We start from the raw sequence: 18560 nt of genomic DNA, 5'->3' as shown, positions 1-18560 counted from the left end.
AATGACCACCCAACACTTCCTGGATCTTCGAAACTTTAGCTCCCAGCAGCTGGAGCAACTTCTCACCTTGGCCGCCGATATGAAGAGCGGCAAAAATCGGGAGAAGTACCTGCAAGACAAGACCCTGGGGCTGTTGTTCAGCGTCGCTTCGACACGCACGCGCATCTCGTTCCAAGCGGCAGCCCGTCAACTCGGGGGTCATGCGGAGTTTTTGAGCGCGGCAGACCTGCAACTCTCCAATCACGAGAGTTTGCTTGACACCGCAAGCGTCATGGGGCGGTATCTCGATGCGATCATCATCCGGATGTATGACATGTCCCGCTATGGCGAAGGCCGCAAATCCTTGCAGTTGTTCGCAGAGCATGCCGGCGTGCCGATTGTCAACGCGCTTGATGATCAAGACCACCCCTGTCAAGTCATGGCAGACTTGTTGACGATGCAAGAAAAATTTGGCGCACAAGACTACAAGAAAAAGAAAGTCGTGTTCACCTGGGGCTTTTCGGAACGCCAGAAGTCGCTTGGGGTGCCGCATTCGCTGATGACGGCAGGCTCGTTGCTCGGCATGAACTTGACGTTCTGCTACCCGGAAGGTTGGGATCTCGATCCGCAGTATGTGGAGTTTGCCAAGGAGCAGATTGAAAAATCGGGCGGCACGCTCAACTTCTCGCACGATCTGATGGAAGCATCCCAAGGAGCGGATGTCATCTACATGAAGAATTGGAAGAGCCTGCGTTTCTCCAAGGACGAAGAACAGAAGATCAAGCAGGAAATTCGTGCAGATTGGTGCGTCTCCCCACGACATTTCGAAGTGGCGAACCCCGGTGCGGTCTACATGGACTGCTTGCCGACCGTGCGTGGGGAAGGGGTGGCGGCAGAAGTTCTCGATGGTCCGCAATCCATCGTCTATGACGAAGCAGAAAACCGTCTGCATGTTCAAAAAGCCATCCTCGCGACGCTGGTGAAATAACCCAATGCGTGCGCGTATGATTCTCCAAGATGGAAGTGTGTGGGAAGGTCTTGCGTTTGGTGCCGAGGGAGAAGCTTATGGCGATGTGGTGTTCAACACGGGGATGACCGGCTACCAAGAGATTCTGACCGACCCTTCCTATTGTGGGCAAATCGTCGCGATGACCTATCCCTTGATCGGCAACTATGGCATCAACGAGCAAGATCTTGAATCTCGACAGCCGCATTTGCGAGGTTTTATCGTGAAGGAATGGGCGGAGCACCCAAGCAACTGGCGCAGTGTGAGTAATCTTCATGCCTTTCTGTTGGAACGGGGCGTCGTCGGTCTGTCTGGAGCCGACACACGCTCTCTCGTTCGGCATTTGCGTGAGAGAGGGACGATGAAGGGCGTAATCACCACGTTGGAAATGCCCTTGTCCTACTATCTCGACCGCTTGCAGGAAGAGGACCTGCTGGCCCGCGATCTCGTGGCAGAGGTGACCACCGGCGAACCTTTTTCTGTCGGTGCCGGAACAAGACGTGTCGTCGCTCTCGACTGTGGGATCAAAGCGGGGATTCTCGACGAACTGACCGCACGAAGTTGTGAAGTTGTCGTAGTGGGTGCCCACACGTCGGCGGAGGAAATCTTCGCGTGGAAACCGGACGGCGTTTTTCTCTCCAACGGTCCGGGGGACCCGCAGGACGTACCGGAGATCGTAGAGACGGTGAAAGCGTTGATCGGGAAAGTTCCCCTGTTTGGCATCTGTCTCGGTCATCAATTGATTGCTCTCGCCTGCGGTGCCCGGATTGAGCGGATGAAGTACGGGCACCGGGGAACGAACCACCCGGTGAAAGAGCTGGCGACGGGACGATGTGCAATCACGTCACAAAACCACGGATTCGTCGTCAACGCCGCTTCGCTTGCCGATACAGAGTTGGAAATCACGCATCTCAACCTCAACGACGGGACAGTCGAAGGGCTGCGGCACCGAAACCACCCATGCTTCTCTGTGCAATTTCACCCAGAAGCACGACCCGGCCCGATCGATTCCAGAGGGCTGTTCGACTCCTTTGTTCAGTTGATCGACAAGCACAAGGAGGGACAACCCCTGCCTGAACTTCAACTTCGGTTCGATTGAAAAAAGCCAGACCCCGCACTTGCTGCGGGGTCTGGCTTTTTTTCTACGCGCGGGGGTCGTAGATGCGGTGGAGGTTCCACATCGTGTGCAGAGGGTCGTTAGGGTCGGAGAGCCAGAGATGGAGCGGGTAGTGTTTCACACGAGCGGGTTCTTGAGGTTGTGGTTGCGATTGAGGGATCGGTTTGTCGGTCATGCGCAAACCTCCTTATTCAGCGGATTGGTTCAGGCAGCGTTCGCATTCGTACACGGGATAGATTACGTGCAGATGCTCGCCGCACGTCATGCATTCGTGTACGGGCGCTTCTTGGTTGTTTTGTACTTGTAATTGTTCCATTCTCATCACCTCTTCGTTTTGTTGTATAACAAATTCTGTTTTCGAAATCTGTTGTATAACAATATGCGGAGTTTGACGTGTATGGTACTTTTTTTTGCGCAAAAAAGTCAGTGTCATTTTCTCGGGGCTCTGTTATAGAATAGTGGCAGGAAAAGAGTTCTGTTATATAGCAATGACGGGAGGTACAACATGGGACACAGAGCGGGCGTGCAAGGCTTGACGGTGGTCGGGCCCTTGGATGAGGGCTTTGACGAGGTGCTGACAGACGAGGCGTTGCAGTTTGTCGCGCTGTTGGTTCATGAGTTCGGCGGTCGACGTGAGGCGTTGTTGGCTCGGAGGCAGGAGCGGCAAGCGGCGTTCGACCGTGGAGAGAAGCCGGACTTTTTGCCGGAGACGGCGGGAATTCGTGCCGGGGACTGGAAGATTGCGCCGGTACCGAAGGACCTGCAAGACCGACGGGTGGAGATCACCGGCCCTGCCGGCGACCGCAAGATGGTGATCAACGCTCTGAATTCGGGGGCGCGAGTTTTTATGGCAGATTTGGAAGATGCGAACTCTCCGACGTGGGAGAATTCGATTCGCGGGCAGTTGAATTTGCGGGATGCGGTGTCGCGCACAATCTCGTTTGTGAATGAGAGCGGCAAGAGATACGCGTTGAAGGAACAGACCGCCACCCTGCTGGTTCGCCCGCGTGGGTGGCATATGGTCGAGAAGCATGTCCTGCTCGACGGCCGACCGATTTCGGCGTCGCTGTTCGATTTCGGGTTGTATCTGTTCCATAACAGAGCAGAATTGGCGCGACACGGGACGGGGCCGTACTTCTATCTCCCGAAGTTGGAGAGCCATCTGGAAGCACGGCTTTGGAACGATGTGTTCGTCCGTGCGCAAGAAGCGTTGGGGATGGAGCAGGGGACGATCAAGGCGACGGTGCTGATCGAGACGATTCTCGCGGCGTTTGAAACGGAAGAGATTCTCTATGAACTGCGCGACCATGCGGCGGGGTTGAATTGCGGGCGTTGGGATTACATTTTCAGCTATGTAAAAAAATTCCGCAACCAACCTGACGTGATCTTGCCAGATCGGGCGCAAGTGACGATGACGTCGCCGTTCATGCGTGCGTACTCGCTTTGGACAATTCACACCTGCCACAAGCGCGGGGCACATGCCATCGGCGGCATGGCCGCTCAGATTCCGGTGAAAGGTGATGCGGCGGCGAATGAAGCCGCTTTTGCCAACGTGCGGGGAGACAAGGAACGGGAAGCACGCGACGGTCATGATGGGACTTGGGTGGCGCATCCGGGGTTGGTGCCGGTGGCATTGGCGGTATTTAATGAAGCGATGCCGACGGCGAACCAAGTGCATCGGTTGCGCGAAGACGTCCAAGTGACGGCGGCCGATCTGTTGGAAGTGCCGAGCGGAACGATTACGGAAGAAGGCGTGCGCACAAATATTCGTGTGGGCGTGCAATATCTCACAGCTTGGCTTCAAGGCAGTGGCGCGGTGCCGCTGTATCATCTCATGGAAGACGCAGCGACCGCCGAGATTTCGCGTGCGCAGTTGTGGCAGTGGATTCGCCATCCGCAGGGTGTGTTGGACGATGGACGCCCCATTACGGCGGAGTGGGTGGAGCAATTGATCGGCGAGGAACTGGCAGAGCTGGACGGGGACTTCGAGGTGGCGGGGACTCTTTTTCGAGAGCTGGTGTTTCAAGAACAGTTCGAAGAGTTTCTGACCGGGCCGGGGTATGCAAAGCTGTAACACTTTCACATAGGGAGAGGATCGACATGGTACAAAACCAACAAAAACAAGAGCTGGAAACTCTTTGGAATGAAAAGCGTTTCGAAGGGATTGAGCGTCCGTATTCTGTGGACGATGTGTTGCGTCTGCGCGGTTCGGTGAAAATTGAGCATACGTTGGCGCAGTTGGGCGCAGAGCGTCTCTGGGAGCTGCTGAACACCGAGCATCATGTGCATGCATTGGGGGCACTGACGGGGAACCAAGCGATGCAACAGGTGAAGGCGGGGTTGAAAGCGATCTACCTAAGCGGCTGGCAGGTGGCGGCAGATGCCAACTTGGCGGGGCAGATGTATCCGGACCAGTCGTTGTACCCGGCGAACTCGGTGCCGCAGGTCGTGAAGCGAATCAACCAAGCGCTGCAACGGGCCGATCAGATTCAGACGGCGGAGGGCAAGGGGGATACGCATTGGTTTGCGCCGATCATCGCCGATGCGGAGGCCGGGTTTGGCGGGCCGTTGAACGTGTTCGAGCTGATGAAGTCGATGATCGAGGCCGGAGCGGCGGGTGTGCATTTTGAAGACCAACTCGCTTCGGAAAAAAAGTGTGGGCACATGGGCGGCAAAGTGCTGATCCCGACGCAGCAGGCAATTCGGAATTTGGTTGCGGCTCGCTTGGCGACGGATGTGATGGGGACGACGACGCTTGTGGTGGCGCGGACAGATGCGAATGGGGCGCATTTGATTACGAGTGATGTCGACCCGCGGGATCAGGAGTTTTTGACGGGGGAGCGGACGGCGGAAGGGTTTTTCCGGATGCGTGGGGGGCTGGATGCGGCGATTGCGCGGGGGCTTGCGTATGCGCCGTATGCAGACTTGATTTGGTGCGAGACGTCGGAGCCGTGCTTGGAGGAAGCGGAGCGTTTTGCGAAGGAAATTCACGCGAAGTATCCGGGGAAACTGTTGGCGTACAACTGTTCGCCTTCGTTTAACTGGAAGCGGAAGTTGGATGAGAAGACGATTGCCGAGTTCCAGCATCGTTTGGGCGAGATGGGGTATAAGTTCCAATTCGTGACGCTGGCGGGCTTCCATGCGCTCAATCACAGCATGTTCGAGTTGGCGCGTCAGTACCGCGATCTGGGGATGGCGGCGTACTCGGAGCTGCAACAGGCGGAGTTCGGCAGCGAGGAGCACGGGTACACGGCGACCCGTCACCAGCGAGAGGTGGGCACGGGGTACTTCGATGAAGTGTCGATGGTCATCTCGGGAGGGACATCGTCAACCACGGCGCTGAACGGGTCCACGGAGGAAGAGCAGTTCGAGGAAAAATTCTAATTGACATAATATTATTACGGGAAACTTGTGGTGCTGGCTCTTTTCATGGGTAATGTAAAAAAAGGCTCGTCGTGCGCGGAGGCGTTGACGGGCCTTTTTTATCGAATGTGATGCTTTTTGAAGGTATGGTACCTTTGAAAGCCCTTGGTCAGCCGGTGCAACTTCCGATTCAGGCTGTTCACCGAGTTTTGATCCAGGGGAGAAATGGCGTAGGCTGCACTGATGTACCGGTAGAGCAAGTCGTTCAGCCTGACGACGTAATACTGTCGGTCGGTCTGCACAAGTTCCTCCAAATCCTTGCTGAACAAGGCGGTTAAACGTCTCAAATCACGCGTTCCCAGCCAGTTTTCGATGTCCAGCTCGTGAGGTGTGGAGTCTTGGCGGTACGCTTTGCCGGGAACTTGTTCCCAAAACTCGTTCCAGTCGTACAACAGACCAGTCTCGTGAAAGATGAACAAGAGATATCCGCACAACCAAGAGGTACAACTCGTATTGCGAGACTGGCAACCAACGCCGTCGGCCAAGTGCTTGCAGCCGGAGCAGCACGAACCGCCATAGGAGATGCAAACGCTGCAGATCTCATCGGTGCCGATCTCGTTCATGAAGTGAAGACCCCAGTCCATGACTTCTTGACGTGTAGTTTTCATGGGGTAGATGATACGCCTGCTGTAAACCAATGTCAAATTCTATAGCGAAACTCTTCGTTGTTTTTAGTTAACATAATATATATTATCGGACGTTATAGAAAGACTGCCAATCCAGAGGTTTCCCTGTGATTGGCAGTCTTTCTTCACACTTCCACACTTAGGACAGCAAAAACACCGCATCCCATTCCGGAGCTTCCTCCGTGAGCAAACTGGTCAAGACGGTCAACGTCCCCGCCAAGCCTTCGAGCAAGCCCATGTCGCTCACCTTGGTCTTGGTGCCGTTGGGGTCATTCGGGTCTCGCGTGAGTTCAAAGACGTGGTACGGCAACTCTTCGTCAAACAGATCCAGCACCCGTTCCACGAGTCGATCCCGTGCCTCGGCAAATAATTCGTTGCCCGTCTCGGCGTACATGACTTGCGCCATATACGCGGTACCGGCGACGCCATGGCAGAAATTCGGGGAGCTCAGGCCCGTTTTTTCATTCCAGTTTTGCGTCCGTTTATAAGACGCGACAGCTACTTCCATGGCAAGTTCTTGCCAGGCAGTCTCCCCCAGCGCCATACCCGCAAACCACAGTTGGCGGGCGATGCTGGGACCCCCGTAGCACCAGGATTCATTCGGAGGAACCACTTTCCCCTCTTCCCATCCGTTCGAAACGACTTCCATCGGGATTCGGCCCGGCCAGTAGGGACCGTACTCATCTTCCAACTTCTGCTCCACCAACCACTCGGCGTAGCGGCGGATCGCCGTGTCCTGTCCCGTCGTCTCGACCCCGTGGAGCTTCGCCAAGGCGAGCACTCCCATCGGACCTGCGATGCCGTGGGAGAGACCTGCATTGCACATGCCTTGCTTGAAGAACTCGCGTTCGATGGCGAGGAATTGATTGTCGGAAGAGATGTGCCACATCGGAACCAATTGCCCCTCCACTTCTTTCTCGCCGCTTAACGCAATCAAATAGCGAATCACGCCCTCAAGCACCGGTTGCAATTGCGGCTCGTCCCGGAACGCGAGCAGGTATCTTCCCACCCCCGTCATCCCGCCCATCAAGTCATAGTCGGTCATCCGGAGATCATTTGCCAGGCGATCCGTCCGCGTCTCGATGAATTCCGGCAGTTGCTCCGTTGCAAATCGGTTCAAGGACTCCATCATTCCCGCATAGCGTGTGCCGCCTCGCGACAGAGATCGGACTCCCAACACGATACCGGCAAGCCCGCCCCAGAGGTCGAGTGAGGGAACGCCGTGCTCCTGGACAGCTTGTTGCACAGCGACCAACACCTGATGCCCCGCCATGTCCCATCCTGCTTCCGGCTCCAACCGATCCAGTTCGCCAAAGAGCAGACACAGGCCCGGGTAGCCGCTTCCCAGCGACAGTGGGGACCATCCCCGAATTTTGACGTCCCGCTCTAGTGCATGCTTTTTGATCGTTGATGGATCGCGCAGGAGTTCCACCGACGTTTTGATTCTTTCCTCGACAGCGTTTCGTAACTTTGCGTCGGCCAGCGGTTTCCAAGCGCGTTTTTTCATTTTCACAGCTCATCCCTCCTGAAGTGTTTCATGGCATTCAGGGCATGGCGGGTCAAGATCATGACTTTGTTCTCTTGGTTACGATCGACGCCGTACAGACGGTTCATGTGCAAGTGAATGACACTGAACACCAGATCGTCAAACGTGCCGTACAGTTCCCCGCGTTGCTCGGCGGCGCGCACCTCTTGCGCGTACTGTTTGATGAACGGGGCGCGCATGTTCAACATGCCGTGCAACAGGGCTCCGTTCGGATGTGCGCGCAGGCCGCTCCAATCCTCCCGCGGATTGGCAATGTCCAGAATCGTTTTGCGGTAGGTGCGGAACAAGTCGAGGTGTTCCTTGGTCTCATGAGATCGATCCATGATCTCGACCTGCTCGCGGAACGAGTAACCGAAGTGATTCAGATAGTCGAGAACGGACAACACGCCGACCAGATCGAACGGAAGTTGCAATTCACCGAAGCGGTGGGCTTTTACCCAATTCGCCACCACCAAAGAATCTGCATGGAAGAGTCTTTCCACGAGTTTCATCAACTCAGGACCCCCGTACCGCTCGATTTCCGGCTCGTACATGTCCAGCATGAACTTGGAAATCATCCCTTCTTGCACCAATTCGGATCCCCACTGATGAACCAGCGGCAGCACGCGGCTGGACAGCACGTCCGGTTGCCCGTGCAAACGCAAGCGAATATGTGGGTCCGGGTCTCTGTAGCGCATGAAATACGGCGTGTCTGCGACTCCTTGTTGCAAGACGGTCGACAGGAGTTCGATCACCTTCGTGGCGATCAGTTCCTCTTGCCTCGATTCTCCGTACAATTTCAAATACATCCATTCACTGCCCGGCAAATAGTTTCGCGGACCGTCGTACCCTGTGCGGATCGCTCTCCGCGACATCACGGGCGGACGCGCTTCGTTCTGCTCCCGTCTGACCAGCGAGAACACGAATTCGCTGGCATACGTGCCGTGGGGTCCCTGGACAATGCCGCGTTCTTCCAACCGTCCCGTTTCGACCAACGTAACAGTTCCGGTTTGCTTCAATTCCTTGCGAATCTCCTCCACATGTTGCAACTTGGTCAGATCGAGCAGCATGCGGTTGTCAAACTTCGTCAAGTAGACGAATTGCGGTGCTTTCCACGACTTGCGCCAGTCTTGCACCGCTTGGAAAAAAGCATCCTCCGACAGGGAGTCTGCGTACCACGCATCGCGTGTGCGCATCTTCCATTGAGCGGGCATCAATACCGTGCGGCCGAATCGGACGCGGGGATGATACGTTGCCGAATCAAGTCCTTCCCATCGGAACGGGGACCACTGGGAATGACGGGCGTTCCCGAGCTCACGCAGGAAGCGGTACACATTCGGTGACTTCATATAGTTAAGCATGTGAGTCGCGGTCGGGATGACTTCCCGATTCAAACGTCGTGATTTGAGATACAGATACCCGGATGTGGCGCCAACCACCAGATCTTCAAACGGAATCGTTTGCTCCGGTTCTGTCGCCGCATTGGTGCCCACGGGAATCTCGTAGGTTCGCGCATGGCGGGTCAACACGACGTTCGTCGATCGGCCGTAGCTCGGCAAAAAAGTAACCTCTGCCCAGATGGCTTCGGGTTCCAATGCTTCTTCGCGGGCTGCAGCCTCTTGCAACGGCCCCGCAAACCCGTCCTCAAACATGTCGACGAAACGGCCGAATGTTTTGTACGCACCCGATGATCCGGGATTTCCGCCGACATGCAACTCGAACTCTCCACGGTCCAAGTCGTCTTGCGAATCGGCGAGCACATGGAAGTACAATTCCAACGATGCGGGCGCTTCGTGCCAGCGCAGAGGTTCTTTGCCCTGCAACGCTTCAATATGTTTCGGGGTGAGCACCAGTTCCTCCCGACCCAGATGCAACGTCTCCGTGAACCATTCGGTCAGCAGATTTTGCCGATCCTGCTGCTTCGGCGAAGTGGACTGGTTCCGCTGGCGTCTGCTCGCGGGACTTTCGTAGCCGGCCGGTGCGCCCATTCCCAGATCTTCGTCCAGCAGTTCCAGCAAGGGAACTTCGCGATGGTAGCCGTATTTTTCGATGAACTCATCCCGGTACGTGTCCAGATGAGTAAGAGATCTTTGCGTTCTGGACATGCGCCAAAGCGTATCGGCCGCCTGCTCAACCTCTTGGCGAACCGATTCGGGCAACTGCACGATCTCGCTATGCAAACCCAAGTCGACCTGCAGCGGAGTTGACGCGTCGGCGAGCTCTTTCATCTCGGCGATCAGTTCGAGGAAAAGGGCCTCTCCCTCTCCGATCGGCAACGCATCGTACCCGGCCATTTTTTCACGAATGTGTTTCAGGCTCACGTACAGGTCGTCAACGCCTTGCAGCTTCGAAAGTTCGTCGAGGACACAGCCAAAGGGGTCTGTTGTGGTCGTCGGGGGGCGCAAGGTGGAGACGAGGAACTCTTGCTCGAACAGTTGCAGGAGGAATTTGCGCGCCATTTCTTCTGTCGCGCCGGGAAAAGCCGTGAGGATGTCTTGGATCAGTTGGTGGAACTGAATCGGCCTCTCTCTGGTTTGCAAACTGAACTCCACGACCGGCGAGTTTTTGATCGAGACGGTGTCATTGCCGCCGGCTCGTTGCCCGTAGCGGGTGACGTACGGCAGTTTCCAACGCGTTCCGTGGCGGAAGGCCAGCGGGTTGGTCGACACATGGAGTTGTTGGATGACATCGTGGTCCGATTCGAGGTGTTCGAGAATTTTGAGCAACCAATACATGTCGGGACGAGAGCGTTTGCGGTGCTTGGACAGTCCTGAAATTTGCAGAGCCGATGTGTCAGCGAAACGTCCGTGTGTGACACCGGAGAACAGGCCAAACGGAGTGGACCGCGTCGTCATGCGGATCATATAGCGAAGGAGTCCGTTGGCAGCCCCTTCCCGTTTGGACGGGGACGAGGAAGGATCCAGTTGGCGTAGCGATTCAAGAAGCGAGGTGCTGGCCACGGCAATCGCTTCGCGGACCATCGGATCTTGCGCATATATAGCAAGTCGGGAAGCCCCATCCTCGTGGCGCAGATCTTGATAGACCTGCAAAGGCAACACAGGGCTCCGCATCATATAAACGTCGAGAGCTTGGAACATAAGTTCTTGTTCAGGCAACACGAGGCTCACCCTCCATTATCAGTAAATAAAAGCCATCACCTATTCGAGACAGAACAGGTGATGGCAGGTTCTATCGGTTTATGTTCTAGCACACACAAGTGCCGCAGGTGATGGCGGTGTTCGGGCATTCAACGAGTTGGTCGGTAGCGTAACAGTGCTTCACGTGAACATCGAGATCGAACAGTTGTTCCATCGTTTTCCGCCTCCTCGCTTAGGATCAGACCGTTAAATGCTCGCGCAATTGATGGTGCCGCAGTTGCCGCAGGTAGCGACCGTCGGAATGATGGGCTCATCGCTTACCATATAGGAGCATTCCTTGATTTGAATATCGAGATCAAATTGTTGTTCCATCTTGTGTAACCACCTTTCAGGGAATCAGATACGCGATAGACGGATGGGTTTTCCAGCGGACCCATCCTCCATTGCGGGACTAGTCAAGGTTAGGGACACATGTACGTGCAAAAACACGATCCGGTATCCGCGACGAGATTCAAAGAATCCGTATCCTCGAGGTCGCTGCAGTACATGACTTGAACATCGAGATCAAACAGTTTTTCCATTGTGTTCAACCTCCTTATTCACCGTAGAGATACGTGCAAAAACACGATCCGGTTCGTGCGAAATGTACTTAGTACGTTCTCCAATCGCAACCGGAAATGGTGCAGAGACACGTGCAAGTGCCACCGCTACCGCTGCCGGTATCCTGCATCATCGTAGTGGGTTGGCTTTGCTTCACTTGAACGTCGAGTTCAAACATGTTTTCCATTTGGATCAACCTCCTACTTTTTTTAACAAAAGGATTAGGTCAGTTGTTAGGGACAGGCTGCCCAGGTCGACAAGCACAAGGCGGCCGTCAGTTCCAACTTACATGTCCTCTTGACGCGTGCAACTGGTGATCAGCGAGCAAAAACACGTGTACTCGGACCAACTTGCAGCGTCTACATTAGAGGCGACGGTGTGCTTGACTTGAACGTCGAGCTCGAACATTTTTTCCATTACGTTCCACCTCCTCCGTTTTTATCTGTTTTATTTGGTTTAGCAGCCGCTACACGACAATTGTCTCGAGAAGCAGCCCCATCCAGAGCACAAATCGGTTCCCGAGTCACCCGGGGATACATCTTCGACGTAAGACTTGTTGACGACGACGTCGAGTTCAAACATTTGCTCCATTCGAAACACCTCCTTTACATGAGAATCCTAGGATGTATGTCTCTGGAGTATTGTGAGTGACGTTTGATAAAGTCGTTTCAAATCTATCATTCACATCTTAATCATATCAAAATACAGCGTAAATTACAATGAGAAATGTAGCGCAATTGAAAATTATTAAAATGGATAGAAGCGGTTCCTCAGACGTGAAATGATCGGTTTGCGAAATACGAGACTTGAAAAAGAGACCTTGCCACTGTGGCAGGGTCTCTTTTTTTGGGTATTCCGTCGGCCAATCGCTACGTTTTGTTAGAATTGAGTAAGGACAATCCATTTTTAGTGTAACAAAAGGGCCGCCCCCTGCGTCCAATTCCCTACCTACTGCCCGAAGGATGATGATCCACCATGCAACAAACTACCGCCAAGGAGGGCATCCGTCTCCTCTTCGATGAGTTTGCCAACGAGATCTATCGGTACGCCCTCTTCACCCTGCATGATGACGCAGAGGCCAAGGACGTGGTGCAGGAAGTGTTTTTCCGGGCGTTTAAACAATGGGAGAGCTTTCGGCACGAATCCAGCTACAAAACCTGGCTCCTCAGCATCGCCCGCAACTACATGTACGACGTCCTGCGTCGGCGCAAGACCCGTGAGAAGTATCTTGACCAACTCCCCTCCCCTTCTGAGAATCTTCCCGGCGACTTCCAAGACGACATGATCGTCCTGCGCGAAAGCCTCGCTGCGTTGAAAGATTCCTATCGGCAGGTCATCGTGCTGCGGCACATCGAGGACTTGCCGGTCAACGAGGTGGCGGGAATTCTCGGTTGGACGGAGGGCAAGGTTCGCACCACCTTGCACCGCGCCTTGAAACGTCTGCGCGAATTCATGGAGGAGAGAGGGTGAAACGATTGACAAACCACAACGAACCATACGACGAAGAACTGCCGATCCCCGAACTGAGTCGCCTGCGCGAGATCCACTTGCGCGCGGAAGACCGCCACGAACTTTGGCAGTCTCTCGAATCCCGCATGAACCACGAAACCAAACAGCAACCTCGCCGCACTCGTCGTCGCTTCCTCTGGAGCGCCGCCACCGTCGCGGCCGCCGTGATCGGCTTGGTGGTCGCGTACGACTCCCTGCCTATTTTCCAAACTCACTCCCCCACTGCGCCGACCGCTGAGCAACCGGCGAAGCCGGCTCCGGTGGAGCAACAACCTTTGAGCGCTCAAGCCCAGCAAGACCTCGTGCGCGAAGTGATGAGTCTCGCGGGCCTTGGGAAGGTGCGGAATTGCCCGTTTGCCGCTGACCGGGACTTGATCGATTCAGTAAAACAAGCGTGGGGCGAGCCCGATCGCCAGGATGTCGTCGGCCACGGGCTGTATGCAACCTATGAGAAGCGCAACTACGCGTTTGGTTTCAACAAAGGCAACCAGATCTTCGACGTGCGGACGTACGCACCCGAGATCAAGCAGATCGAGCTTCAGTCGGTGACGAGCGTGCTTGGCAAGCCCGATCATATTAACACCTACAGCGACCCGACCACACCGGAGCAGGAGATCTACGTCTACCAAGCGGGCGAGTCGTTCGAGTTGCAGCTGGTGTTCCCAAAAGTGACCGAGCAACAACCGAACCCTCTTCTCGACCACATCTCCGTGTACTGCCCCAAGGACGCGCTCAACAACACGGCTCAATAGAACGCTACGAAAAAAAGAGACCCGCCTCTTCAGGCAGGGTCTCTTTTTCCGATAAGGCATTACATAGCGTCTTGCAAGGAGCAGCTGGCGATCGTGCAGAAGCACGAGCCGGAGCCGAAGGAAGTGCTGCTTTCCGCCATCATGGAAGTGGAAACTTGACTTTGGTTAACTTGTACGTCGAGATCGAACATTTGTTCCATTGTAATCATCCTCCTCAAGGTTTAGTTTGGGTACAAATCCTGGACGAAAAAGCAAAGGGTGCGAGTGTGATTCCTCAAGGGCGCTTGAGAACCTTTGCGATATTTTAATTATATCGAAATTCAACAGGATTTCAATGTGAATTATGTTATTTTCAATTATTTTATTGTAGATGAAAATAGTATTCAACCGGACAATGGGGGTCTGACTTTATTGGAACTGCGGGTCTACTCGTGTATTTGTCCGTTTCTGGAAAGGCTTTTTTACATATTGTACAGGAAATATCGCTGGGGCTTTCAGTCGGTGACGAGCGTGCTTAGCAAGCCCGATCATGTGAACACCTACAGCGACGCGACCACACCGGAGCAAGAGATCTACGTCTACCAAGCGGGGAAGTCGTTCGAGTTGCAGTTGGTGTTCCCAAAAGTGATCGTGGAACAACCGAATCCTCTTCTCGACCACCTCTCCCTGTGCTGCCCCAAGGACGCGCTCAACAACATGGCTCAATAGAACGCTATAAAAAAAAGAGACCCCGCCCTCTTCAGGCAGGGTCTCTTTTTTCCAATAAGGATTTAGCTCGCGTCTTGCACGGAGCAGCCGGAGATCGTACAGAAGCACGTGCCGGAGCCGAAGGAAGTGCTGATGTCTGCCATCATGGAAGTGGAAGCTTGACTTTGGTTAACTTGTACGTCGAGATCGAACATTTGTTCCATTTACATCATCCTCCTCAAAGTTTAGTTTGGGTACAAATTCTGAACGAAAAAGCAAAGGGTGCGAGTGTGATTCCTCAAGGGCACTTGAGAACCTTTGCGATACTTTAATTATATCGAAATTCAATATTATTTCAATATAAATTATTTTATCCTAAATTATTTTATTGAGTATAAATTTAGCATTCGACTGGACAATGGGGTCTGACTTTCTTGGAACTGCGGGTCTCCTAGTGAATTTGTCCGTTTCTGGAAAGGCTTTTTTCACATATAGTACAGGAAATATCGCTTGAGAAGGAAGTGTTGTCTCATGGAGGAGTTTGCGCTTATAGAGCCATGGGGCGAAGTAGAGGGTCCTGTGCCGGAAGTTCCGGCTTATCTGGACGACATCGCCCAACATGTCATGCGTCAATATGACATGCAAGTCAGCGAAATGCAACTCATCACAACCAAGCCTGACAAGGGCGGTGCCATCTGGCGCATCGTTACAGACAAAGGCCCGCGCAGCCTCAAGGTTCTCCACCGCACCCCGGCACGAAGTTTGTACAGCGTCGGCGCACAAGAATACCTCGTGAAGCAAGGGGCACGCGTCCCCGCTCTGATCCCCAACCTGCAGGGGCAACTTTACACAGAAACGGGTGGAAAACTCTGGATCGTCACAGATTGGATTGATTTGACCCCGGCATCCAAGGTCGATTTGGCAGGTGCGGAGGTGCTTTGCTATGGTCTGGGAGAGTTTCATCGCCACTCGATCGGCTATGTCCCGCCGCAGGGGGCCGAAACTGCATCCCGACTTTACAGCTACCCGAAACACTACCACAAGATCTGGAGCAAAATGACGTGGTTCCGCCATATCGCCGAAGCGTACCATGACATGCCGGCTGCCCCGCGGCTGCTCTCGATGATCGACCGGTACGAGAAACAAGCGCTCGCGGCGCTGTATCACCTCGAACACCATTCCCCGTATCGCGAATTGATTGCGCGTGGCGAGCCGGCTTGGGGGATTGTCCACCAAGACTACGGTTGGTCGAACGGTCAAGAAGGCCCCGGCGGGCTCTGGATCATCGACCTCGACGGCGTTTCGTATGACCTGCCGTTCCGCGATCTGCGCAAATTGATCTCGGGAACGATGGATGACATGGGCGTGTGGGATGTGACGTGGATCAGAGGCATGATCGACGCTTACCACCGGGCGAACCCCATTGAACCGGAACTCTACCAAATGATGCTGCTCGACTTTGCCGTACCCAACGAGTTCTACAAGAACGTCAAGGAAGTGGTCTTTGAGCCGCACATCTTCATGGATGAACAGTTCGACGCCCTTTTGCAGAAAATCGAACAGACGGAAGATTCGAAGTGGGCCGCGTTGCAAGAGCTCGGACTCGTGCTGCAAACGCCGCCTGCCGATTATGTCCCGAACCCCGTCTTTGTGGGAATGAACCGCCCGACGGCCCCGTTGCAACCGGGAATGGTCGCGGCGTTCAACTCGGCTTGGTACCAACCGCAAAGCCCCGTCACGCCTCCGGTTTCCACTGAACCCTCCTCCCCCGCTCCGAAGGTCGGGGAGATCGCGGACCGCAAACCCAAACAAAAGCCCGAGAAAAAGTCTGATAAAAAGCCCGACAAAAAATCGCAAAAAGAACCCTCCAAAAAACCCGATCCCAAGACCGCACCGTCGCCCGCTCCCAACGCGCTGCAAAAACTTGAGAAACTCAATTCCGAACAATTGTTCGCTTCGTTGAGTTCCCCGTCCAACTTGCTCTCCAAAGATGAAACCAAGCAAATTCTCGTCGACATGGGGATCATGCCGGAAACGGCGGAGCGTGCTCTGGCGAAGAAAAACTCGCTCGCCTCGACGATGATCAGTTTTTCCTTGCTCATGAAGGCGCTCAATGGAAAGGGGAAAAAGTAACATGAAAGTCCTGCTCATCGTCACGGAAAAACTCCCCGTACCGCCTGTGCGCGGCGGGGCGATTCAGACCTATATCGCAGGGGTCTCCCCGCAACTGGGACGCGCACATAACCTGACCATCCTCGGGCGCACCGACCCGCTTTTGCCCGACCATGAAATTCAGCACGGAATCCAATACGACCGTGTACCCGGCGGTCACTTCGAACTCTACCGTCAAGGCGTCGTCTCCTATCTCCAAGGCAAACACTTTGATCTGATCCACATCTTCAACCGCCCGCTGATGGTACACGCCGTCCGCCAAGCAGCCCCGAACGCCCGGATCGTCCTCAGCATGCACAACGACATGTTCCTGCCCAACAAGATCACACCGGAGGAAGCCACCCAAGCGATCCAAGACGTCGAGCGCATCGTGACGGTCAGCAACTATGTCGGCCGTGCGATTACAGACCTCTATCCGGAAGCCGCTCCCAAACTCAAAACGATCTACTCCGGCGTCGACCTTGCCCGCTACAGGGTCAACGCCCAAGCCCAACAAGCACGCAAAGAACTGCGCGAAGCTCACGGCCTGACCGGAAAAAAAGTCATCCTCTTCGTCGGACGACTCTCTCCGAAAAAAGGAGCGGACATTCTCCTCCGCTCCCTCCCCCACATCGCCGCCAAACATCCGGACGCCGCTCTCGTCATGGTCGGCAGCCGCTGGTACAGCGATGACAACATCTCCGACTATGTCGCCTACGTGCGTGCCCTCGCCGCTCGGTCTCCGATCCCTGTCGTCACAACCGGTTTCGTCTCTCCCGCAGAAGTTCACAAATGGTTCTGGGCCGGTGACGTGTTCGTCTGCCCTTCGCAATGGCAAGAGCCGCTCGCCCGCGTGCATTATGAAGCGATGGCGGCGGAATTGCCGATCGTCACGACGCTCCGAGGCGGCAACCCGGAAGTAATCGACGGTCGAAACGGGGTCGTCGTGGACCGTCCGGAAGACCCGGCCGCGTTTGCCACTGCGATTTCGTCTCTCTTGGCAGACCCTTCGAAACGCCAAGCGTTTGGCAAGCACGGCCGTTCACTCGCCGACCAGAACTATGGTTGGGAGCGCGTTGTGCGCGACATCTTGGGAGTCTGGTCAGGATGAGCACGAAGAGTGTCCTCGTCACCGGCTGTGCGGGATTCATCGGCTCGACCCTCTCGGAGCGTCTCTTGGCAGACGGATACGAGGTGATCGGAATCGACTGCTTCACCAACAACTACAGCCGTTGGATCAAGGAGCGCAACCTCCTGGGACTGCGGCTGCATCCCAGATTCACTTTTTTGGAACAACATCTGTTGCACACCGACAGGGACCTCCTGCTGGACAAGGTGAACTATGTCTTCCATCTCGCAGCACTTCCCGGCGTACGCACCTCCTGGGGCGCTCATTTTCAAGAATATGTGGACCACAACATTTTGGCGACGCAGGGCTTGCTTGAAGCCCTGCGTCGTCATACCCATGTGGAAAAAGTCGTCTACGCCTCCTCGTCTTCCGTCTACGGCGGCATGACCGGCCCTGCGGACGAATTCCGTGTCCCGACGCCGCTTTCCCCGTATGGCGTGACCAAACTTTCAGGCGAGCAGTTGTGTCTCCTGTACGGTCACCACTATGGCATCCCCATCGTCGCGATGCGCTACTTCACGGTGTTTGGCCCGAGGCAGCGGCCGGATATGGCGTTTCACATCTTCATCAAGCGCATCTTGGAAGGCCAGCCGCTCACAATCTTCGGAGACGGCGGGCAGACGCGGGACTTTACCTTCATTAAAGACTGTGTCGACGCGAACATCGCCGCCATGCTGTCTCCCGTTCAGGGTGAGGCGTTCAACATCGGCGGTGTCTCCCACCTGAGCGTCCTCGAAGTCGTGCGTCTGATCGAGAAAGCCACCGGGAAACAAGCGAACCTCCTCTGGTTGCCGGAAGTGCCGGGCGATCCGAAACACACGTTCGCCGATATCGGAAAAGCACAGGCTCTCTTGCACTACAATCCTCAGTTCGACGTTGAACATGGCCTGCGGTTGCAGATCGACGATGTGAAAAGGCTTTACAACCTCTGATGACAGCAAAAAAGACCTCAGGCTCC

21 protein-coding genes are annotated in these 18560 nt (G+C 54.9%); 10 read left to right on the top strand and 11 right to left on the bottom strand.

The window, feature by feature from the left end; translation table 11 throughout:
• The first annotated feature begins 1 nt into the window (after position 1).
• Both argF and carA read left to right on the top strand, forming a co-directional pair.
• Complete coding sequence (gene argF / locus JJB07_RS18800) at positions 2-967, top strand: ornithine carbamoyltransferase (RefSeq protein WP_201637613.1); 966 nt, start codon at positions 2-4, stop codon at positions 965-967.
• A gap of 4 nt (positions 968-971) precedes the next feature.
• Positions 972-2084, top strand: coding sequence for a glutamine-hydrolyzing carbamoyl-phosphate synthase small subunit (gene carA / locus JJB07_RS18795; RefSeq protein ID WP_201637612.1), 1113 nt, complete (start codon positions 972-974; stop codon positions 2082-2084).
• A gap of 43 nt (positions 2085-2127) precedes the next feature.
• Here the strand turns inward: carA and JJB07_RS18790 are convergent, their stop codons facing one another.
• Positions 2128-2277, bottom strand: a complete 150-nt coding sequence (locus JJB07_RS18790; RefSeq protein WP_201637611.1) for a hypothetical protein — start codon at positions 2275-2277, stop codon at positions 2128-2130.
• A 12-nt stretch (positions 2278-2289) separates the two neighbouring features.
• Positions 2290-2418 (bottom strand): hypothetical protein, encoded by a 129-nt coding sequence (locus tag JJB07_RS24310; RefSeq protein ID WP_283809161.1) that lies wholly within the window; start codon positions 2416-2418, stop codon positions 2290-2292.
• A 189-nt stretch (positions 2419-2607) separates the two neighbouring features.
• Here JJB07_RS24310 and aceB point away from each other — a divergent pair, with 189 nt between their 5' ends.
• Positions 2608-4176 carry a malate synthase A gene (aceB, locus tag JJB07_RS18785; protein ID WP_201637610.1) on the top strand — a complete coding sequence of 523 codons (1569 nt, stop codon included), beginning with the start codon at positions 2608-2610 and terminating at the stop codon, positions 4174-4176.
• A 26-nt stretch (positions 4177-4202) separates the two neighbouring features.
• Entirely contained in the window at positions 4203-5486 is a 1284-nt protein-coding gene (gene aceA / locus JJB07_RS18780) for an isocitrate lyase (RefSeq protein ID WP_201637609.1), read from the top strand.
• A gap of 98 nt (positions 5487-5584) precedes the next feature.
• Here aceA and JJB07_RS18775 read toward each other — a convergent pair whose 3' ends face one another.
• The 7 genes from JJB07_RS18775 to JJB07_RS18745 all read right to left on the bottom strand — a co-directional run bounded on the left by JJB07_RS18775 (position 5585) and on the right by JJB07_RS18745 (position 11791).
• Entirely contained in the window at positions 5585-6133 is a 549-nt protein-coding gene (locus tag JJB07_RS18775) for a hypothetical protein (RefSeq protein WP_201637608.1), read from the bottom strand.
• A gap of 157 nt (positions 6134-6290) precedes the next feature.
• Complete coding sequence (locus tag JJB07_RS18770) at positions 6291-7658, bottom strand: lanthionine synthetase C family protein (RefSeq protein ID WP_236588223.1); 1368 nt, start codon at positions 7656-7658, stop codon at positions 6291-6293.
• A 2-nt stretch (positions 7659-7660) separates the two neighbouring features.
• Complete coding sequence (locus JJB07_RS18765; protein WP_201637606.1) at positions 7661-10795, bottom strand: thiopeptide-type bacteriocin biosynthesis protein; 3135 nt, start codon at positions 10793-10795, stop codon at positions 7661-7663.
• A 225-nt stretch (positions 10796-11020) separates the two neighbouring features.
• Positions 11021-11146 (bottom strand): FDLD family class I lanthipeptide, encoded by a 126-nt coding sequence (locus JJB07_RS18760; RefSeq protein WP_201637605.1) that lies wholly within the window; start codon positions 11144-11146, stop codon positions 11021-11023.
• 89 nt (positions 11147-11235) lie between these two features.
• Positions 11236-11355 carry an FDLD family class I lanthipeptide gene (locus tag JJB07_RS24540; RefSeq protein ID WP_201637604.1) on the bottom strand — a complete coding sequence of 40 codons (120 nt, stop codon included), beginning with the start codon at positions 11353-11355 and terminating at the stop codon, positions 11236-11238.
• Positions 11356-11423: 68 nt separating this feature from the next.
• On the bottom strand, positions 11424-11561 hold the full coding sequence (locus JJB07_RS18750) for an FDLD family class I lanthipeptide (protein ID WP_201637603.1): 138 nt from the start codon (positions 11559-11561) through the stop codon (positions 11424-11426).
• A gap of 98 nt (positions 11562-11659) precedes the next feature.
• Positions 11660-11791 carry an FDLD family class I lanthipeptide gene (locus tag JJB07_RS18745; RefSeq protein ID WP_201637602.1) on the bottom strand — a complete coding sequence of 44 codons (132 nt, stop codon included), beginning with the start codon at positions 11789-11791 and terminating at the stop codon, positions 11660-11662.
• A 558-nt stretch (positions 11792-12349) separates the two neighbouring features.
• On the opposite strand from JJB07_RS18745, the gene JJB07_RS18740 reads away from it, so the two are divergent.
• Together JJB07_RS18740 and JJB07_RS18735 are read left to right on the top strand one after the other, a co-directional pair.
• Positions 12350-12844, top strand: a complete 495-nt coding sequence (locus tag JJB07_RS18740) for an RNA polymerase sigma factor (RefSeq protein ID WP_201637601.1) — start codon at positions 12350-12352, stop codon at positions 12842-12844.
• Positions 12841-13635 carry a DUF4309 domain-containing protein gene (locus tag JJB07_RS18735; RefSeq protein ID WP_201637600.1) on the top strand — a complete coding sequence of 265 codons (795 nt, stop codon included), beginning with the start codon at positions 12841-12843 and terminating at the stop codon, positions 13633-13635. The genes JJB07_RS18740 and JJB07_RS18735 overlap by 4 nt, the downstream gene beginning before the upstream one ends.
• A gap of 59 nt (positions 13636-13694) precedes the next feature.
• On the opposite strand, the gene JJB07_RS18730 is transcribed toward JJB07_RS18735, so the two are convergent.
• A complete protein-coding gene (locus tag JJB07_RS18730; protein WP_201637599.1) occupies positions 13695-13835 on the bottom strand; it encodes an FDLD family class I lanthipeptide in 141 nt (46 codons plus the stop codon).
• Between the two features lie 301 nt (positions 13836-14136).
• Between JJB07_RS18730 and JJB07_RS18725 the strand changes: the two genes are divergently transcribed.
• A complete protein-coding gene (locus JJB07_RS18725; RefSeq protein WP_201637598.1) occupies positions 14137-14343 on the top strand; it encodes a DUF4309 domain-containing protein in 207 nt (68 codons plus the stop codon).
• 62 nt (positions 14344-14405) lie between these two features.
• Here JJB07_RS18725 and JJB07_RS18720 read toward each other — a convergent pair whose 3' ends face one another.
• Entirely contained in the window at positions 14406-14546 is a 141-nt protein-coding gene (locus JJB07_RS18720) for an FDLD family class I lanthipeptide (protein WP_201637597.1), read from the bottom strand.
• 307 nt (positions 14547-14853) lie between these two features.
• Here JJB07_RS18720 and JJB07_RS18715 point away from each other — a divergent pair, with 307 nt between their 5' ends.
• The 3 genes from JJB07_RS18715 to JJB07_RS18705 are packed head-to-tail and all read left to right on the top strand — an operon-like array spanning position 14854 to position 18534.
• A complete protein-coding gene (locus JJB07_RS18715; protein WP_201637596.1) occupies positions 14854-16455 on the top strand; it encodes a CotS family spore coat protein in 1602 nt (533 codons plus the stop codon).
• A 1-nt stretch (position 16456) separates the two neighbouring features.
• Positions 16457-17584, top strand: coding sequence for a glycosyltransferase family 4 protein (locus tag JJB07_RS18710; protein WP_201637595.1), 1128 nt, complete (start codon positions 16457-16459; stop codon positions 17582-17584).
• On the top strand, positions 17581-18534 hold the full coding sequence (locus JJB07_RS18705; RefSeq protein WP_201637594.1) for an NAD-dependent epimerase/dehydratase family protein: 954 nt from the start codon (positions 17581-17583) through the stop codon (positions 18532-18534). The genes JJB07_RS18710 and JJB07_RS18705 overlap by 4 nt, the downstream gene beginning before the upstream one ends.
• The last annotated feature ends 26 nt before the right edge of the window (positions 18535-18560 follow it).

Origin of the sequence: Tumebacillus amylolyticus (genome assembly GCF_016722965.1) — a bacterium.
In the GTDB taxonomy this organism is placed as follows: Bacteria; Bacillota; Bacilli; order Tumebacillales; family Tumebacillaceae; genus Tumebacillus; species Tumebacillus amylolyticus.
This window is presented reverse-complemented; position numbering and strand designations above follow the sequence as displayed.